At 49.5% G+C, this 17,825-nt stretch carries 20 protein-coding genes and 1 pseudogene; 1 reads left to right on the forward strand and 20 read right to left on the reverse strand.

Going from position 1 to position 17,825, the window contains the following annotated elements; all coding sequences use genetic code 11:
* Positions 1–37 precede the first annotated feature (37 nt).
* The 10 genes from ACOTY9_RS07710 to ACOTY9_RS07755 form a co-directional block, all read right to left on the reverse strand.
* The gene (locus tag ACOTY9_RS07710) at positions 38–1,063 is read right to left on the reverse strand and encodes a major capsid protein (RefSeq protein ID WP_047357273.1); all 1,026 of its coding nucleotides are present in this window, start codon (positions 1,061–1,063) and stop codon (positions 38–40) included.
* Between the two features lie 55 nt (positions 1,064–1,118).
* Positions 1,119–1,451, reverse strand: coding sequence for a head decoration protein (locus ACOTY9_RS07715; RefSeq protein WP_248081255.1), 333 nt, complete (start codon positions 1,449–1,451; stop codon positions 1,119–1,121).
* Between the two features lie 9 nt (positions 1,452–1,460).
* On the reverse strand, positions 1,461–2,804 hold the full coding sequence (locus ACOTY9_RS07720; protein WP_248081258.1) for a S49 family peptidase: 1,344 nt from the start codon (positions 2,802–2,804) through the stop codon (positions 1,461–1,463).
* The gene (locus tag ACOTY9_RS07725) at positions 2,785–4,374 is read right to left on the reverse strand and encodes a phage portal protein (protein WP_248081261.1); all 1,590 of its coding nucleotides are present in this window, start codon (positions 4,372–4,374) and stop codon (positions 2,785–2,787) included. Before ACOTY9_RS07725 ends, ACOTY9_RS07720 begins: the two co-directional genes overlap by 20 nt.
* Positions 4,371–4,577, reverse strand: coding sequence for a phage head-tail joining protein (locus ACOTY9_RS07730; protein WP_248081264.1), 207 nt, complete (start codon positions 4,575–4,577; stop codon positions 4,371–4,373). The genes ACOTY9_RS07725 and ACOTY9_RS07730 overlap by 4 nt, the downstream gene beginning before the upstream one ends.
* Entirely contained in the window at positions 4,577–6,499 is a 1,923-nt protein-coding gene (locus ACOTY9_RS07735) for a phage terminase large subunit family protein (protein ID WP_395299018.1), read from the reverse strand. The genes ACOTY9_RS07730 and ACOTY9_RS07735 overlap by 1 nt, the downstream gene beginning before the upstream one ends.
* Entirely contained in the window at positions 6,474–7,019 is a 546-nt protein-coding gene (locus ACOTY9_RS07740; RefSeq protein WP_047357559.1) for a terminase small subunit, read from the reverse strand. Before ACOTY9_RS07740 ends, ACOTY9_RS07735 begins: the two co-directional genes overlap by 26 nt.
* Positions 7,020–8,246: 1,227 nt before the next feature.
* Positions 8,247–8,765 carry a hypothetical protein gene (locus ACOTY9_RS07745; RefSeq protein WP_421637327.1) on the reverse strand — a complete coding sequence of 173 codons (519 nt, stop codon included), beginning with the start codon at positions 8,763–8,765 and terminating at the stop codon, positions 8,247–8,249.
* On the reverse strand, positions 8,765–9,298 hold the full coding sequence (locus tag ACOTY9_RS07750) for a lysozyme (protein WP_421637328.1): 534 nt from the start codon (positions 9,296–9,298) through the stop codon (positions 8,765–8,767). Before ACOTY9_RS07750 ends, ACOTY9_RS07745 begins: the two co-directional genes overlap by 1 nt.
* Complete coding sequence (locus ACOTY9_RS07755; protein WP_395291790.1) at positions 9,298–9,600, reverse strand: hypothetical protein; 303 nt, start codon at positions 9,598–9,600, stop codon at positions 9,298–9,300. Before ACOTY9_RS07755 ends, ACOTY9_RS07750 begins: the two co-directional genes overlap by 1 nt.
* Before the next feature lie 191 nt (positions 9,601–9,791).
* On the opposite strand from ACOTY9_RS07755, the gene ACOTY9_RS07760 reads away from it, so the two are divergent.
* A complete protein-coding gene (locus ACOTY9_RS07760; protein WP_395291791.1) occupies positions 9,792–11,741 on the forward strand; it encodes an AAA family ATPase in 1,950 nt (649 codons plus the stop codon).
* Between the two features lie 31 nt (positions 11,742–11,772).
* On the opposite strand, the gene ACOTY9_RS07765 is transcribed toward ACOTY9_RS07760, so the two are convergent.
* The 10 genes and pseudogenes from ACOTY9_RS07765 to ACOTY9_RS07810 form a co-directional block, all read right to left on the reverse strand.
* On the reverse strand, positions 11,773–12,135 hold the full coding sequence (locus ACOTY9_RS07765; RefSeq protein WP_395291792.1) for an antiterminator Q family protein: 363 nt from the start codon (positions 12,133–12,135) through the stop codon (positions 11,773–11,775).
* A 72-nt stretch (positions 12,136–12,207) separates the two neighbouring features.
* Positions 12,208–12,564 carry a RusA family crossover junction endodeoxyribonuclease gene (locus ACOTY9_RS07770; RefSeq protein WP_395291793.1) on the reverse strand — a complete coding sequence of 119 codons (357 nt, stop codon included), beginning with the start codon at positions 12,562–12,564 and terminating at the stop codon, positions 12,208–12,210.
* Complete coding sequence (locus ACOTY9_RS07775) at positions 12,557–12,850, reverse strand: Ref family recombination enhancement nuclease (protein WP_395291794.1); 294 nt, start codon at positions 12,848–12,850, stop codon at positions 12,557–12,559. The genes ACOTY9_RS07770 and ACOTY9_RS07775 overlap by 8 nt, the downstream gene beginning before the upstream one ends.
* A 491-nt stretch (positions 12,851–13,341) precedes the next feature.
* Positions 13,342–13,665 carry a hypothetical protein gene (locus tag ACOTY9_RS07780; RefSeq protein WP_320688709.1) on the reverse strand — a complete coding sequence of 108 codons (324 nt, stop codon included), beginning with the start codon at positions 13,663–13,665 and terminating at the stop codon, positions 13,342–13,344.
* 190 nt (positions 13,666–13,855) lie between these two features.
* A pseudogene (locus tag ACOTY9_RS07785) lies at positions 13,856–14,309 on the reverse strand (hypothetical protein).
* Positions 14,310–14,498: 189 nt separating this feature from the next.
* A complete protein-coding gene (locus ACOTY9_RS07790) occupies positions 14,499–14,780 on the reverse strand; it encodes a hypothetical protein (protein WP_248042058.1) in 282 nt (93 codons plus the stop codon).
* Positions 14,781–15,145: 365 nt separating this feature from the next.
* On the reverse strand, positions 15,146–15,292 hold the full coding sequence (locus ACOTY9_RS07795; RefSeq protein WP_248042059.1) for a hypothetical protein: 147 nt from the start codon (positions 15,290–15,292) through the stop codon (positions 15,146–15,148).
* Between the two features lie 195 nt (positions 15,293–15,487).
* Positions 15,488–16,144, reverse strand: a complete 657-nt coding sequence (locus ACOTY9_RS07800) for a DUF1627 domain-containing protein (RefSeq protein WP_421637329.1) — start codon at positions 16,142–16,144, stop codon at positions 15,488–15,490.
* 20 nt (positions 16,145–16,164) lie between these two features.
* Positions 16,165–16,902, reverse strand: coding sequence for an ATP-binding protein (locus ACOTY9_RS07805; RefSeq protein ID WP_421637330.1), 738 nt, complete (start codon positions 16,900–16,902; stop codon positions 16,165–16,167).
* Positions 16,903–16,904: 2 nt separating this feature from the next.
* Complete coding sequence (locus ACOTY9_RS07810) at positions 16,905–17,822, reverse strand: helix-turn-helix domain-containing protein (RefSeq protein ID WP_395291799.1); 918 nt, start codon at positions 17,820–17,822, stop codon at positions 16,905–16,907.
* Positions 17,823–17,825: the final 3 nt, after the last annotated feature.

Raw genomic sequence — 17,825 nt, forward strand, 5'->3', positions numbered from 1 at the left:
CTCCAGAAATGTGGCCCGACAGGGCCACTTGGGAAAGTTATGCCAGCTTGACTGAAACGAACGCGTCAGGATCTGGCAGCAGCATCAGCGGAGCTGACTGAATCATGGTGAACTCACGCGCCGGGTCACCCGTTTGCACCCAGTTTTTCGGGTAACGCGTTGAAGCATTAATGCCTTCGCGCTGGGCATCCGCATCCAGAATGCAGCCATAGGTACGCAGGCCGCGCGCCTGGGTATTTCCCAGCACCATTGTCAGGTCTGGCAGAGCGTTCTTTTTGACGTCATTTTCAACAAGCTGGCCTGCGTAAACGACAATGGCCACATCTCCGTACATGCCCTTATAAGAAACGGCTTCACCCAGGTCTTTCAGAGCGGTTTCCAGCTCGGAGTTAGAGCCGCGACGTGTATCCAATTTTTCCTTCACCGCGTCGAAAGAGCGGAACAATGCCCAGCCCTTCGGATCGAACACAATAATGTTGATTGTGCCGCTGGCGTTGAGCGCGTACGCCTCAATATCATCGGTCGGGTCGTACGTTTTTTTGTCGCGAGAGGACCAGGCAGCTGCACCCGCCTGGATGATGTTGTTACCGGCACTGCGGCCCATATCGACTTCTACTGGCTCAAATGCTTCTCCGCTCATGGTGTATTTCCCATAGAGCACAGCTTCAATTGCTTGCTTCTCTTCCACCTGTGCAATCGCCAGCTCTTCATCTTTCATGTTTTGAAGGATGATGCGGCGGCGGCGATAGGCAGGGTCGGCCAGATTTTGTGGATCTTCATCAGGCAGGCGGCGAAGAGTCATCAGCGGGTTAACTTCATGCTTAGGCTTCACATAGCCAGGCGTAAATTCCGACGTGCTGCCGCCACGGGAACGGATCACTTTCCCGGAGACAATCGGCGATACGTAAAGAGCCATGTTGACCAGGCCAGGAATTTGCGACAGGTAGACTTTTTCTGTACTGAAGGGATAAGTTTCGCGAAAGAAGATGCGCAGGAAGAGCGGATCGAACTTGAATTTCTTCTCATTGACCGCCAGAAGCTGGGCTGTTGTGTACACTGACATAGAATTTTCCCGTAAAAAAAGCCGCATATGCGGCTTTTATGAAAGTTGAGGGTGATTAAACGATGCTGATCGCAGTACCGGCGAACGCGTTACGCTTGATATTTTCGTCGGTAACAGCAGATGGCCAGAGCACATCTTCGATGCGGAACGAACCGGATTTATAAAATGCCAGTTCTGCACTGCTCTGGTCAGCAGTAACCGCCAGAATGCCGGTTGCTGCACCTGCATTTTCGCCGTTCCAGACGGTCAGTTTGCCGGAGGTAGCATCGAGCATGAGCGGGGTCATTGCCGGGGTGGATGCTGTCAGTTCGCCCGGTGCATACGCGGTGTGTGCCGGATCGCTGTTACCGAGCGGCTGGTGATGAGTAAATACTTCAGTGATAGCCATGTTAGCCTCTTATACGGGGGTGTTTAACAAATCGTCGCCGGCTTCAGCAGAGGCATTCCCTGCAGAAAGAGCGCCTGGTGCGGTTTCCATCAGACGATCCAGCGCCGTATCGGTACGCGCCTGGGCGCTTTGCGGCGCCGCGGCCAGAATGCGCTGCGCACTCTCGACCGTCATGCCCGGCGTTTCGGCCAGCGCGCGGGCCTGTGATTCGCGACCTTTTGCCTCTTCGCAGTTCAGAATACCCATGATGCGACCGTTCTCGGCGGCTACGGCTGCCGAAACCTGAGCGCTGAGGTCTGCCGGGTCCGTTAAAGCCGCGGTTGTTGTGTCAACGGTGGTGACCTGCTCAGCCGGTGCAGTAGTCTGTGTAGCTGTCTGGTCAGCTGGCTGATTGGTCGCTGCAGATGCAGAAGGTGATGGCATAGTTCCTCCAGTGGTTGTTTTTTTGCGTCTGTCGAGTGCTTCACGCATCACGCCGAGCGCATCGGTATTGTTAACAAGTTCATCCGCCAGACCGTTATCCACGGACTCCTGGCCTGAGAAGACAGCCGCTTCGGTGTCCAGTACGGCCTGCACTGACATGCCGGTATAAGCGGAAACCTTTTCGGCAAACATCTGACGAGTGGCATCGATACGCGTCTGAAAATCCGCGCGCACGTCCTTCGGTAGTTTTTCGTAAGGATTGCCGTCGACTTTGTGATCGCCGCTGTAAATCAGCGTGACCTCAACGCCGTTAGTTTTCAGTGCAGCGCCATAATTACTGTGCGCCATCATGACGCCGATAGATCCGGTTCTGGCCGTTTGCGTTACAAGCCGTCGTGATGCAGAACTGGCAATAAGCTGCCCTGCGCTGCAGTTCATATCGTTCGCCAGCGCCCAGACGGGCTTGATATCCCGCATCCGGGCAATAATATCGGCACAGTCAAAAGCCCCGGACACCATCCCGCCCGGCGTGTCCATATCCAGCAGGATACCGTCCACGCCGGGATCGCTGATTGCCTGCTGCAGGCGGGCAATGATCCCGTTATAGCCCGTCATACCGGAATAAGGCTGCAGTGACCGGGTTTTGCTGACCAGCGTGCCGGAAACGGGAAGCACCGCGATCCCGTTTGTTACCTGATAGCTCCGCGCTGGCCGGGGGCCCATTTCCTCATCATCGCCAAACAGCGCCAGCGGCTCTGCAATTTGTTCTGCACCGAGCGTGACGCCAGAAGCGGGATCCGTCAGACGGGTGATACCCAGCTGGCCTGCCAGCGCGCAAAAGAAAACCCGCGCGTAGGCGGGTTCAAGCATCAGCGGCTCATTGAAGGCCATGCTGGCAATATGCGGGAGATTACGCAGCTCTGGCGTCATCTTTATCCTCCTCGTTTGATTTTTTCAGCCCTGCGTCGAAAGCAGCCGCCGCCCATGCCGGAGGTTTAAGTCCCGCCTGGCGGCGCTCCATAGTTTCACGTACCTGCTGAGAAAATATTTCCTGATAGTCATCTCCGCGTTTGGCACACTCCTTCTCATATGTGCTGAGACCGGCCTCGATCAGCATTACGGCCTCCTGCACCTCCTTCAGCCCATCAATAGCCATGCGCCCCGAGCCAATCCAGTTGGCGTTACCCCATGCGGTTCTCGCCTCCTGGAAGCTAAACCTGGCTTTGGACGGGAGCGTGACAACCCGGCGCGCAATCGCCTCTTCGAGCCAACAGACGAACATCTGACAGGCCTGCCGGGCCGCGACAAACTTCCGACGCCCCATAAAGAACGCCCAGGATTCATTGGCGCTGGCACGCGCTGTCGAATAGCTCATCTGAGAGTAGTTGCGGGAAAGTTGCTCATACGACACACCAAGACCAGCCGAGATATAGCGCAGAAGGGATTGTTCAAAGGTGGAATAACCGTTATCGGTATCCTGCGCTGACTGAAGGTTCAGTGAATCGCCCGGCAAAAGATGAGGCACTTTCGCGCCACCGAGGCGAACCGGCGCCGCGGCATAATAAGATGCCATTTCGCCAAGCCAGCCCGTCAACTTATTTTGCTGCTTGCTATCCGCGCCGAGGATAAAGTCCATCGCCGTATCGGTATCAAGCTCACTTTCGATGGTGGCCGCATACATGGCCTTCACTATCGCGCTCTGGAGCTGGGTATTTTGCAGGGTGTCGAGCATTTTCATCTGCTCCATCACGCTGTAAAACACGTTTGCGCCGCGGGTCTGTCCATCCTCAAGCGGTTCAAAAATATGGATGAATGATGGCCTTCCGCCCGGAAGTTCCCGTGGTATATAGGTCCATTTTTGCGACATCCAGCCAGGATAGCCGTCTTCGCTGACGTAGTACCCCAGCGCTGCGCCGCTATCACTGATTTTGACGCCCGCGCGACAGTTACGCGTGTCACCTGTATTACCGGGATTACTCACGCGTTTTGGACTAACCATTTTAAATTGCGTGCGAAAAAGTCGCGATGAATCACTGTCCCAGGTGGGCTGTACGCACAGCTCGCCGTTAAAAGCGTGCGTCGCGACACCTTCGCGGATCATCATGGTAAAGGTTCGCTTGCGCTCGGCATCAATCCCGCAAAAGTCATCCTCCGCATATTCATACCAGGCGGCCTCCACCTCCCTGGCAAACGCCCGGCTTTCCTCTTCTTTAATGCCGAGATATCGCCAGCTCGGGCAGTAACTCAGTCTGAAAAAAGACCCGACGATGTGATCCTGGTGCAACTGCACGGCGTTTGCCGCATAACCATTGTTTCGGACCAGATCATCAGCACGGGCATTCCCCCGTGAGAAGTTCGGCAGAAGTGCGGCGTCGGCACTTTCACTCCGGGGATTCCAGGCATTTAGCTGTCCACCGAATCCGCCGCCACCGGCGTGATAGCCTGCATATTCCCTCAGGGAGGTTTTCCCGTCAGGGCCAACTAAAGAAGGAATTTTCATGTGTAGAACCTTGCCGGCCCGCGGCGTCGTGAAGTGGTACCGACCTGTGACTCAAGATCGGCGATGTACTTTTTCAGATCGCTGACTGAGGTCGCCGTAAATTCCACCTTTCGACCGTCTTTCTGTACCGTCGCAACCCGTTTCCCCATCATCAGGTCATGTAACGCTGCGCGCGCGGCATCCAGTTCAGCCTGTGTTGCCATTATTCTTCTCCCGCTAATGCCCTGGCATAATCCGCCAGAGATTTGTTATTTTTACGGCCAGTGTCTTCTTCCAGTAAGCTGGCCAGAAGAGAATCCAGATCCAGCTGCCAGCGGGAGATACTTATCCGCAGAGCTGCAAGCGCGTAGACAAAACAGTCAAGTGCCTCGTTTCGTCGTTTTTTACTGTCCCAGACGATTTTTTTCTTCCCGTCTACCCACTTCTCAACCTGCTCTTCAGCCGTAAGCTGCTGAGCCTCAGCTAAATCATATATTTCAGGGTTATTAGGGAAGTGAACCGCACCCGCCAGCGGCTCGTCGCCTTCTGCCACCAGCGTGAAACGGTTATAAATCTGCTCTTTCGCGGTGTCTGTTCCTACCTCAGTGAGATAAACGCCATTCTTGTTACGCTTGCGAGGCATATTCGCCACGGGCTTGCCGTAGACAGATGCGCCTTTAACAGGAATGACACGAAACAGACCATGTTTTTTCGAGCGGTTATAAACAATCGTTGGGTCTATGCCGCCGATATCCCAGCAGATGCGGGAAATAAGCATTTCAACGCCGTTAGGCCTCGGATAGGTTTTGTTGATCGCCTCGTCCAGCCTGAGAAGCGTGGATTCATCATCATGGCGACCCATAATGATAATTTTGTCGATAAGCCAGCTTTCCTCGCCAGGCCCCCAGCCCCAGACACGCATTTCGTAACGGTCAAGCTGGGAGTCAATACCGGCAGTAAGGTAGGCCACGCGCTCCGGCACCCTGGCCCCGAAGTGCTCAATACGTTCAGCCATCACCTCAGCATCAGGACGCTCACCAATTTTAGGCTCCCACGTTTCACCAAGCGTTGTGTTGACGAACGTCTTACGTTTCCCCGTGTCGCCTTTGGTCTTGATCCAGTCCTTGACGATTTGCACCCATGTTGTGAAGGGGCTATAGGCCGTCCAGACGTGAAAGGTAACGCTGTCAGGCGGATCAATTTCGGTACCCGATGATGAAAACCAGCAAAGGCCGTCGCGCGTCCAGATCCCGGTTTCATCACAGATGTACCTCGCCTGCGAAAAATCGAGCTCCTGCTGTTTAATTACGCAGGCATTGTGCTCACACAGGTATATAACGCTGGCAGGATCCCCCGGCGTCCACTTGAATCCGAATTGCGTCTCTTTATCGCCGAATTTAAGGTACTGCTCTTCCCCACAGTGTGGGCAGGGAACATAGAATCGTAAGAAATGCTCCGACTCTTTGGCGGCACGTTCAATCTGGCACGTTCCTTTAATTTTGGGTGTGGATCCTCGTATCGATTTAGGCCAGACCGACCCTTCAATACGTTTATCACCCAGAAACGTTGGAGAGCCCTCTTTCTCGATATCCTCGTCAAATGCCGCCAGCTCGTCATAACCCGCCACATCAACAGATTTTTCACGGTAGTTTTTTGCAGCTTTACCACCGAGGCACCAGAAACCGCGACCATTCGAGAAACGTTTCATACTCAACGTGTTGTCCCGGTGCTTTTTACCGTACCAGGGCGCCAGCGCCAGCAGTGAGGGGATGTCCCGGATTGTCGGTTCGACATGGGATTTCATGAAGTTTTCTGCATCACCGTCGGTAGGTAACCAGATAAGCGAGTTACGCTGTTTATGCTGGATGAAATACGCATACACGCCGAGCAGCATTTTTGAATAGCCTACTCGGGCAGACTTAACGACATTGACCTCGCGGATATAGTCATTACCCATCGCATTCATTATCGCACGCTGAAACGGCAGCGTTTCCCAGCGCCCTTCCTGATAAGCAGACTCTTTTGGAAGGTAATAATTTTCGTCTGCCCACTCAACCGCCGTTTGCGGTTCTGGCCGGTACAACGAACGGAGCCCCGAGCGCGCGGAGTTCTGTAGCCCCTTAACCTGACTGTTCGATATATTCACTCAGCAACCCCGGTATCATTTCATCCAGCGCAGCTGCTTTGTTCATGGCTTTTATGATGTCCTTCTTGAGGAAATCAATATGTCGATTTTCCAGTTCCGGAAAGCGCCGCTGAACCGACAGAGGTATTCCATCAAGGATACTGGCAATTTCTCCGGCTATCCGCGACAGCACGAACGTGCAGAATGCGGTCTCCACCACCTCAGCGGACTCTTTTGCATTTTTTAGTTCCTGAGCATCAGCCTGGGCTCGGGTAAGCCGATGGCGCTCATAATCAATCGTGCCAGGCTGGAGGTCTGATTCTGAATCAACTCTCAGCTGTTCAACCTCTTTGCGCAGCTTTTCGTTTTCTATCGCTGCGTCCCGAGCGGAATACCATTCAATTGTGGCGGCAGAGTCATAAAGCACTTCATTCCCTTTACCGCCACCTCGCACAACTGGCATTCCCTGATCCTGCCAGTTCTGGATCGTGCGGATGCTGACACCAAAAATCTCTGAAAGGCGTTTTTTATTGACCTCCATGACGAACTCCAGGCGAAAAACAGGGTAAGGAAACCATGCCGCGTAAAATGACTACTACCAGGCTTTAATACTTCCTTTCTTTTGGCTGGCCATACCCAGCAAATACAATGACTTAGACAGAAGAAGAACGGAAACGGCAAAATCCTGAAAATTTTCATAAATAGCGAGAACCTGCGAGGTCGCCGCCCCGTAACATGTTTGATAGCCGGAAAGGACCCATAGAGCCTCAGATGCCTTGGGGGGAGAGTCATATCCTCGGGTGGGGATGTTGTAGTTATTATCCGCCACAGGGGATAAAATAAGGTAATTCCTAAAACCTACCGCTTACGCTTGTTAAATCAGCCATGGCGTCCATCCTTAAGATTCTCTGAACTGGCTCCTACCAATACCAGAGAAAATAGCACCTTAAACGAAACTAGCCGTTTTTTAGCTGCCCTCCACTGGAGGGCTTTTTTTTACAATTACTGGCCAAAATCAGTTGATCTAGAATCTAATTAATTTTTCAATCTAACCGCTTACGCTTGTTAATTCCCAGTTAAGTGCCAGGCTAAACGTGACTCTGATGTGGAGAATGCCAACTCCAGGGAAACATCGATAAAAAGAGCATGTGAAACTGAGACTCCTGTAGCCTCCCTTGTGGGGGCATTTTTTCAAAAAAAAAGCCAGCTCGGACAGAACTGGCTGGGTCTAGCAGTAAGTAAGTAGCAATTCGCACCTTGGTCGACAAATTATATATTCCCTTATCTTTCACTCATGTGCCGGGTGCCTCCCGGTGAACTTGCCACAGTCTTCAAGTCCGCAAACGTTACGCCCAGCATCGACTGCTTGCCCCTCCGCATAGGGGGATCCACTGAGTGCCAGAAATGTCGATTCGCATGTGCATTTTTAATTTAGTATAAAATCAACATTTTTCGTATCTGAACTAAAAAATTTAAGCCTTGCTTAAATATTTATCAGGTTAATTAATATTAAATTAAAACTTTTTAAATCAGAAAGTTATTCTAATATGTCTGGTTTCCCATACAGTTTCCTTTATAGTTCGAGTCTCCTTGTAATGATGACCAGATTGGTCTCCCTTCTGAACTTACGGATCTTGTCTCAGAAGGGATGTTTTTTCCTCGCTTCGCTTGATAATTACCCACTGTTTTCTAAAATTAATTTCAGGCTTTGCTATGTCAGGTAAAGTCGTCGTTCAGGAATACCCGTGTGCTCAAGGACGAGCCATCCCTAGTTTTTTCTTTCCAGCTCTATCTGCCTTATGCTCGCGAAGTTGTTGTTACCCTTCTCAATAACGGCCAACAGAGGCTTAATCCAGAGAACAGCCTGGCAATATGTCATTGCGCTGGAGGAAGCGGAACTAACATTGGCCGCGTTAGCTCTGTCGGAATCGGCGTGCATGGCGCTGGCACGTAAACGGTGCGCGTAGCTGAGCAGCCCACCAGAGACATCAGCAGGAACAGGCATATCACAGGTTTTTTCACGGCGGAGAATCTCCCGGTATTCGATTACGGTTTCTTCGGTGCTGGTATCGATCAGGGAATTAAGCTTGTTGGCATGTTCAGCAACCTGATTGAACCGATTGAAGTTGAATGCCTGAGTGGCGATCACCTGCCCCTGCAAAGTGTTGTCATTTCTCAGAACGTCGTTATCACTCTGCAGGCTGCTGGCGTCTGAACAGCTTTTAACGAGTGCGACTGACAGGCCAGCGATGATGACAATGGCGACTGGGAAAAGATTAAGTTTCACTAGTCTATCCCCCAGCATGCCAGAGCGCTTTCCTGATCGCGACGTTCCACCTGACCATAGCAGCCGTGTTTCTGGCCTTTGGTCAGGCGGCAATCACGCCCACCGTCTTTAATCCACCAGCGGATAGCTTCACAGGCTCCTTTCCGGTCGCCAACATTGATGCGCTTATAGAAGGTTGACGGGAAGCATTTACCCGGCCCGATGTTGTATGGGCAGAAAGATGCGATCCCGGCTTTCTGCGGTTCGGTAAGCGGTACCATAATATTGCGGTCAACCCACGCCAAAGCCTTATTTCGCTCGATAGAGTTCACCTGATTGCATTTGGCTTGAGTCAATTTCATGCCCTGCACAACCGGTTTACCATCAACCATCGTGGCGCCACGGCAAATAGTCCAGATACCACTGCCATCTTTGTACGCCGTGAGGCTGTTACCCTCCTTCTCATTCAGAAACTGATCGAGGATAGTCGGTGTAGATGCGCCAGCAAGCACCAACCCCAGAACAGCCGCGCTCAACTTTGCCCGGTTCCCCATTACTCACCTTCCTTTTGTAATGCCTCGACAACCACGCTTGCCGCAGCCGGACGTTCGTGAAGAGGTTTATCACCGACCCCTTTCAGGTAGTCATTGACCATTTTCGTTCGCTTCTCATCCTCTTTACGCCTGCGGTGTGCATCTATACGCCCGTTGATGTAGGAGGCAAGCGAGATAAGCAAACCAGCAGCGCCAAAGAACATGAACACCAGATCCTGAGTGGTAAATCCAATGGCAGACGCAACAGCTGCTACCCACGCGAAGAACTGCGTGAAGATGTTCCCTGAACCATTCATTTTCACAGTCTCTTACCAAGAGTTATGCCAAAGCCAATAAAAAAGCTGCCTTTTGGGCAGCTCGGAAAGGTAGCTATATTTAGATGCAGTTAAGTACGGTGCTGAATAACAATTTTTAACAGATTACAATCAAATTTGCGGACCGCGTTAGTTTTTTTTGATAAAATTTCTCTTTCAGTTCATAGATGGAACGCAACATGAATACATCTCTTAACTCAGTAAATCGCTATAAAGGCTTTGAACTAGAGTCACCCATAACTTTTTTTGACTATTTGTGTCTAGTTACAGGGCGAAACGGCGCAGGTAAGACTCGACTTTTAGAAGGTATAGTGAATAGTAACATTCAAGCGATAATTGATGATTCACAAGTATATCAAAATCAAGTAACTTTATTAAACATGGACATAGATAATAGGAACATACTTGTCAACTTTAGCAATAACAATTATGCACAAAACCTCTCCTACAGCGTCCTTCGGATAGCATCCACCGTAACCGACACAACCCAACTCCCTGAAATTTGTGGTCTGAATGTAAATCACCACTCTGGAATCTATGAACATGAAGAATTTAAAGTTAAAGAAATAGTAGAGCGGGCTGAAGCATTATTAAAGAAAAAAATCCATGATATTACAGCAGACGAATTAGAGTTATCAATCCTGGCACACAAGGATATTATTAATGGAAAGGCAAATTTAACTCAAGCAAGCCTAAGTCAATTAACCGTTAATTATTTTCAAACAATATTCAAGAATAAATGGTTAAAATTCCTTAAAAGTGAAGGTCAAGATATTTCCTATCTGGAGGAGGATGAATTATATGCTATTATGGGTGAAGAAAATCCAGCAATTGCTTTTAATAAAACCCTAGAGTCATTATTTAGAGGTAAATTCTCCATCTCCCTACCTATTGAAAAAAATGCACACTTTGATTACAACCCCAAATTAACTCTTAACAAAACAAATGAGCAGATTGACATTAAAGATTTATCATCTGGTGAAAAAATAATTTTTTGGCTGGCCGAAAAAACCTTTGAAATTAAATATTCCAATCCAAAATACATATTCAACAATAAGTCGATTGTGCTAATAGATGAGCCTGATGCGCATTTACATCCTCAGATGACAAATGACCTTTTTAGATGCCTTGATCAATTACATAATCTCTTAAGGGTTAACTTTATCATTACTACTCATTCCCCTACAACAGTTGCGTTGTGCCCAAATGATAGTATCATTAATTTAACTTTTTCAGAAACCTCTTCTAAATACTTAGCTAAAATCATTGAAAAAGATAAAGCTATCGCTGAACTTCTTGACGGAGTGAGTCAGATATCTATAAATCCAGACAATAATCGACAGGTATACGTTGAGAACGAAAATGACTATAATATCTATGAATTAGTTTATCGTAAAATCAAAGACCATTCTTCGAGAATTAATAGATTCATAAACCTTACTTTCGTCAGTTCTGGTGAGAAAATCTCAGAAAATGAATTATCAAAACATTTAAGAGCACATATTAACGATGAAGATAAAATAAAAGGAATTGTGGCTACAATTAATGGCCAAGGCAACTGGGGGAATGTTGTCGGGATGGTTGAAAGCTTGAGAAAAAATGGCAACCATACTGTAAGAGGACTAATTGATTGGGATTTAAAAACGAGAAGACATATTGAAGATATTAAAGTATTCGCGAAAAACAAGGCTTATTCCATTGAAAACATCGTCTTTGATCCAATAAGTATTTTTGCATATCATCACCGCAATGACATTATTCATGAGGATTTCACCCTTGACGATACACGTTATAAATCATGGAGTGAAATATTAGAAGATGATAATATACTGCAAAAGGTCATTGATAATATAATCAGAAGATTATTAGGGAGAGATAATAATAGAGATTACGAAATTTCATATATGAATGGCCGAACTTTCAAATCTGATAGAGAGTTTTACTTTAAAAACGGCCATGAACTTGAAGTGTTGATTTTAAAAAATTACGTAAAAATCAATGAGCTTCGCCAAAACAATCCCTACCCACCTATAATTTATCAATTTATCAGAAGATCTACTTTGGCTTTCCTTGAGTGGGGGTTCATAAACACAACATTCGAAGATGCCTTTGTCGAACTGCAAAATTAAAAATAACGGCCAAGTTATTTGGCCGCTTACTTCACTCCATACTTAGCTTAACATTTAACATAGCTAAACAACCTTCAATGAATCCCTCAGCCATTTGCATCTCTATGCGAATAATTTTCTCATCTTTTTTTCGCATTTTGGCTAACTTACGCTTAGGAATACCATACAAATAATAAGCGACCAGCAGAGAATGCTCATACGGTTTTCTTTTGTGTAGTTGTGCCAAGCAGCTTTCAATAATCAGAGCATCGTCATCGGTACAAGAGAGACGAGATTTTCCACTTGGCGGAAGAAGCCCTTTAAAGCCTGCTGCAATGCTTGAATAATCGACTCCAGAGCTATCTCTCGCAGCCCACCCTCCCCAGCGCTCAAGAACAATTTTAATATCAGGCATTGTCGTCAAGCCTCATAATGTAACTGATATGCAGTTCTACTGGATTAAGATCGCTAAGTCGTGCCGAAACCTTCATTTTATGTCCTCGATAATTATCATTCCGGTTTCGCCCCATACTTTTGATGTCCGGGCGTCCCAAATGTGGGAATCATCCTCAAACAAGGCGTCCAACAGAGATTTTGTTAGGTTGTCCAGATCGGGCTTTTGTTGATGGGGCTGGCCGTCCATAGCATCGCGCTTTTTCTTGCTCCAGCTCGGCGGCATCGGCAAAACGAAGGTTATATGGGCGCCGCTCTCCGGCACCCTGATTCCATGCAGGCGGGCTTCATCGCAAAACATGCGATAGCGCATCACTGGCGGGCGCTGTTTCCATTTATCGCGGCGAGTCATGCGGGGTTTACCGACTGGGGTGATGATGTATTTAGGCATAGAACACCCCCAGCTCTAACTGGACCTGCTCCAGCAGCTGCAACTCGGTACCGAAGTTTTTCTCCCATTGCTTACGGCCAGCATGAATCGCCACACCATAACCGCCGTTGCGATGATGCGTATGGCACAGGGGAATTGATTTTCGATGGTCAGCGCGCTGGCTTATGCCCTGCCCGGTTCGGATATGGTGGATTTCCGCAGGCGTTTCGCCCAGGTTCTGATTTCTGCACACGATGCAGCCCAGCGCGGCCACACGTGAAAGATGGAGGCTATCTGCTTTCTTCATGCTGGACCACCAGCACAAGCAGAAACCCCGCGCATTAACGGGCGGTGTGGGTAATTCGGGGTGGTTCTTTGCGCCATCACTTTTCTCCGGTGATGGTGCGACAGGCGCTGGTTGTTCAGGCCAGCTTGATTATTATAAATCAGTTGTCAGGGTTGCGGAAGCGCTCAAGGCATTGTCTGAGTGCTTCCCTGGTGATGAGTATTGCTTCGGCAGGTACCGGGACAACAACAAAGGAGCCATCCTCCTGGCTCACTACCTCATAACGTCCAGCAGGGCGAACGGCAGCAATTAACTCTTGCTCATTCATAACGGAAAATCCTATTCAATTCAGTTTCCCCCGACTAATCGGGGCCGTCCCTTTTCTCCCTGCGCGCTGAACGTTACTAAAGCAGTCCCACTAACGAACGTCTAAGCGGTTAGAAAGATCAATTAACCGTAATTGATCTGTGTAACCGATCGGTCCTTAAAGCACAGGAATCGTGTACGGTCTGCTAAATTACCGGTCTGTTGTCAGTATCGGTAACGCGATTCAGAAGGTGCGTGACAACTCCCATCACCGTCGTATCGTCCAAAGCATCCCCCTCTATCGCCTCCCCATCCTGTGTGATGAGCGCCTTACCCTGGACAGATGCAAAGTCCAGCCCCCCGCAGAACGAGATCAGAACGGTGTCACCAATTTCGGGTTTTCTGGCAACGTTGATAATCGCGTACCCGGCTGATATTTCGATGGTGCGGCAGTTACCGTCATAGCCGCAAAGGCTGGTGATAGTGAGCGTCTGATCTGCGTAGTCTGCTGCTGGTGATGGAAAACCCATGATGACCACCCCTGTCAATTAACTGTATATTTATACAGTATCACCAAAAAAACGAGGGTCAAGATTTTGGGCGCAAAAAACCCGCCGAGGCGGGTAAGTGATTAATCAACAATCAATTCCTCTCATAGCCAGCACCACCAGCAGGATTAAAACAACTAACCATACAGCCCCTAATTGCAGCGCCAGCGGTTCACGGTTTTACCTCATGCTTATCGCGCAACCGCTGGTACTTGCAATACTGGGGGATAGTCAGAAGGCAGCCGATGCTTAACGCCCAAGCTTCGACTTTACACAAGAAGATTTACATCTCGCCGGCTTCCAGCTCGGTCGTATGGTGCAGGGTTTGCACGGCAGTTACCTTGCCGGACACGACGTCCCCCAGTCATCGTTTTCGTAGCCGAGATAGGTGTGTTTCATCGTGTCCTTGACACACCCGGCCTAGCGAAGGTCTTGCCTAGGGCAATAAGGTATTAGCTGACTTCCGTGTACCACAAGTGGCTGAGCGCGTTCTGAGCCAGGCTGCGCTTCTCTCGCAACGACTTCACCTGCAGGCGGAAGCATTGCCCGGCATCCAATAATGGCTGAATCTGCTTGCCGATAGCGGCGAAGTTACCGCGATGGAGTTTGAAACCGTCTACAGGCAGGGCCTTACGGCCTCCTTGACGGAAAACGCAGAATGCACAAAATCACAGGTGCATTTCTGCATCTGTGACTAGGTGAGGAGTTCAGATTGTGGTCGCATTTAAGTCCCCTTAAATGCGCAGAAGTCACCGGAATTGTTCAGGCTCCGATGAGACGATTATGGCGTGTTAATTTAAGAAAATTAAAGGTAATTAAACTGTTGATGATTTCTTTGGGTGATATTTTCGGATTGCAGCATCGACACGATCACGAGAGGGTAAAACATCGAATGCTATGTTGTAGAATTCTCCATCAAATGCTTGCTGTCTGACAACATTAAATTCTTTGAACTCGGTCATTTGGTAAGCCACTGGTTCACTGGAATTTGTGGAAAGCATTACCGCTTTCGTTACAACGCTTATCTTATCAAGACCCGCTTCATCGTTCTTGATATCACCTTCATGACCTAAACCAAAAACTAAGTAATCTTCCATTTTAAGCTCCTGTAAGAGTTTGTTATGTATCGAATGGGTTAGACATTGATGTGTAGCCAAATCAAGTGCTGTAGACCTTCTTTTTTAACTTCCATGTGGACACTTTCTCCCCCGACTTTCCATCATTTATAAATACATTTTTTGCATTGTTGTATCCACACTGATGGCAAATGGAGTCGCCACTCCACCCTCTGCGAGTAACCTCTTTTCCAATAGTGATTGAACCACAATCAGGACAGACCATAACCCCCTCCGCTTTGAATTTAACTGCACTATGATGGTACTAATTCAAATCCTTATGGAAAACTTATTTACAAAATAATCATTTAATTTCAATAGCATAATATTGTTTAAAGGAGATACCATTACATACCATGATTATTGATAGGCATTACCGCATATCTGGCTTTAGCGCTGCCATCTGGCTCTAGCTCGAACCCATTAACGATCATGTCTTCTGTCGACTTGACCGGCTCCATTACACGCAGCGCGTGTTTGTCGATGTTGCTCACTTGGCCTCCACTAGCTCTTTCCATTTTTCTTGAAGCAACTGCCGGGCCGCTGCCTGTCCATCAGGCGGGAACGAAAATCCCGCGCGGACTCCAGGGCAACCGTTAGAACAGCGGACCTCTGCCGACCCCCAGTTCATCCCCCGGCTGCGAACCCTCAGTGAAGGAGCCATGCCGCATTCAGGGCATTTCGGTAAATCAGTCATTCCCCAACCCCTGCAGCAGATGTTTGTAGCGGCGCAGTTCGCGAACGGCCCCCTGCAGACGCTGCAGGTTTGCCAACTTCGCTTTCGTGCGGCGGATTTCGGTTGAGATAAAACGCGATGACGGAACAATCAGATCATCCGGACGGCTGGCGAAAGCAGGGATATCCCCAATAATTTCTTCCAAGGATTTGCTCTCCTGAGTTGGTGCGGCCATGACTTCCGCTGCTTCGGGCTCCTGCTGCTCTGGCTGTATTGTCGCTTCCCCCGCCAGGCTCCAGGTGATGTTTTTCCCGTCCACATGGCGTAGGACCAGACCGTCCTTGCACATCGCACCAAGCGATGCATTCAGGGCTCGGGAACCTTTGCCCAGCTTTTCTGCGACCTGATTAGCACTCATAGCTCCCTGACCCTGCATCGCTGCCAATACCCTCTCCACCAGCGGCGATGGCTGCTTGGGTCTGATACGCTTCGGCTTATGCTCCTTCGCGGCACCGACCGACCATGATCCATCGAAGAAATCGCACAATCCTTCTTCCTTCTGCTCGCGAAGCATTTTCAGTGCCTCTACGGGCTCGATATCAAGGCGGGCTGCTACATCGAGGTAGGTTGCTTTACCCATTGCTTTCAGTGCGTCGATTACGGATTCCATAATTTTCTCCTCAAAATTCACTAAACAGGTCTCAGGTGGCTAACGTTTCCGCGATAGCTCTCCCAGTCAAAGTTCACCCAAATGCCGTTATCCATGCGCAGGCGGTCAATAACCCTTTCACCCAGGGTGTCTACCAGCGCGTCGTAATTCAGGTTGGTCAGAACGCCAACGGGGCGCATAGCGGCCAGGCGGCGATCGATAATCTGGTTCAACAAAACTTTCTCGCCGCGACTGTCGCGCTGAATGCCTACTTCGTCGAGCACCAACAAATCCACTTTGCAGAGGTCATCCAGCAGCGCGGCTTCAGAACGCCCTTCGTCATAGCAGGCCCTGGCGCGCAGGGTCAGGTCCGGCACGGTCACAATCAAAACCGTTCGCCCCTGTTTCAGCAGATAATTTCCGATCGCCGCTGAGAGGTGGTTTTTTCCCGTGCCGGGCTTTCCGGTGAAAACGAAGCTCGCAAAGCCGGTTCCAAAATTTTGCGCATAGCTCTTTGCCATACTCAGGGCATGGCGCTGGCCGTCGCCGTTCACCGTGTAATTCGCGAAGCTGCAGCTGCGGTGCAGGTTCTGGATCCCGGATCGCCCGAAAATTTTCTCTGCCCGCGCCTGCTGGTTGATCTTGTCAATCTCAGCTGCACGCTTTTGCCCTTCTTCCCGCTGCCAGGCCATCAGCTCAGCGGCGTTCTTGAATTTGGGTTCTACGCCTGCCGGAATGACGCGGCGAAGGCGATCGAGAATGGAACCTGCGTTTTGCATGCTTACCCCCTGAATCCTGGTGGAACGGTGCTGTCAGGACGGGAGATCCGATTGATATCCCGGCCACCAGCCTGATTCTGAGCTGCCCCTGCCGATGTCAGCCGTAGAATTAAGTCATCCCATTTTTCGCGCAGTTTTGACGGTGACATCACGTTTCGGCACCAGAACGGATCACGCTGTACACGCGAAAACATTTCGCAAATTTGCTTATGTGTTCTGCCATCAATGGCACACATCAGCCGGATTTCGTTGGACCATGCAGCCCAGTTAGGCTCTTTGGGGCGCACCAGTTCCCCGTCTGTCTCAGCGGCTTTTTCATAAAGCTTGACGATGCGGTTCCACATCCACTGAGCGCAGGTCAGATCTTCCTTGCTTCCCCACTGCCGTTTTCCTGCATGGGCAACCACGGCCTCTGGATGACGATTTAAAAACGCATCTTTGGCCAGCTGTTCGTCCGACAGCGAAGCGTCCGGACAAGAATTATTTTCTGGTTCTTTGACTGGTTCAGAAGAGTGACTGATTCTGGGTGAATCTCCTTCACTATCCCCTGGTGAATGTGGTGCACCATCTGGTGAATCTCCTGCACCATCCCCTGGTGAATTTGCTTCACCACCCTGGTGAATCTCCTGCACTACCCTTGCGCTGGTATTTGCACCGCTCAGGGTTAGTCGGTAGAAATTACTGCCGTTACCTTTAGGCCCCGATCTGGTCTCTTTTCGCATCAGTCCAGACTCGCAAAGCGCGGCAACATGATTCATGACTGAACGACGGCTGATCTCACACTGATCAGCGATATGCTGATAGCTCGGCCAGCACTCGCCCTGGTCACTTGCGTTATCGGCCAGCTTAAGCAGGACCAGCTTACGAAGCGGGTTTCCCACCTTGACCTTCATCGCCTGAACCATCAGTTCCATGCTCATAGA

The sequence above is a fragment of the Enterobacter cloacae complex sp. SHL012 genome (assembly GCF_049237505.1).
Lineage (GTDB): Bacteria > Pseudomonadota > Gammaproteobacteria > Enterobacterales > Enterobacteriaceae > Enterobacter > Enterobacter kobei.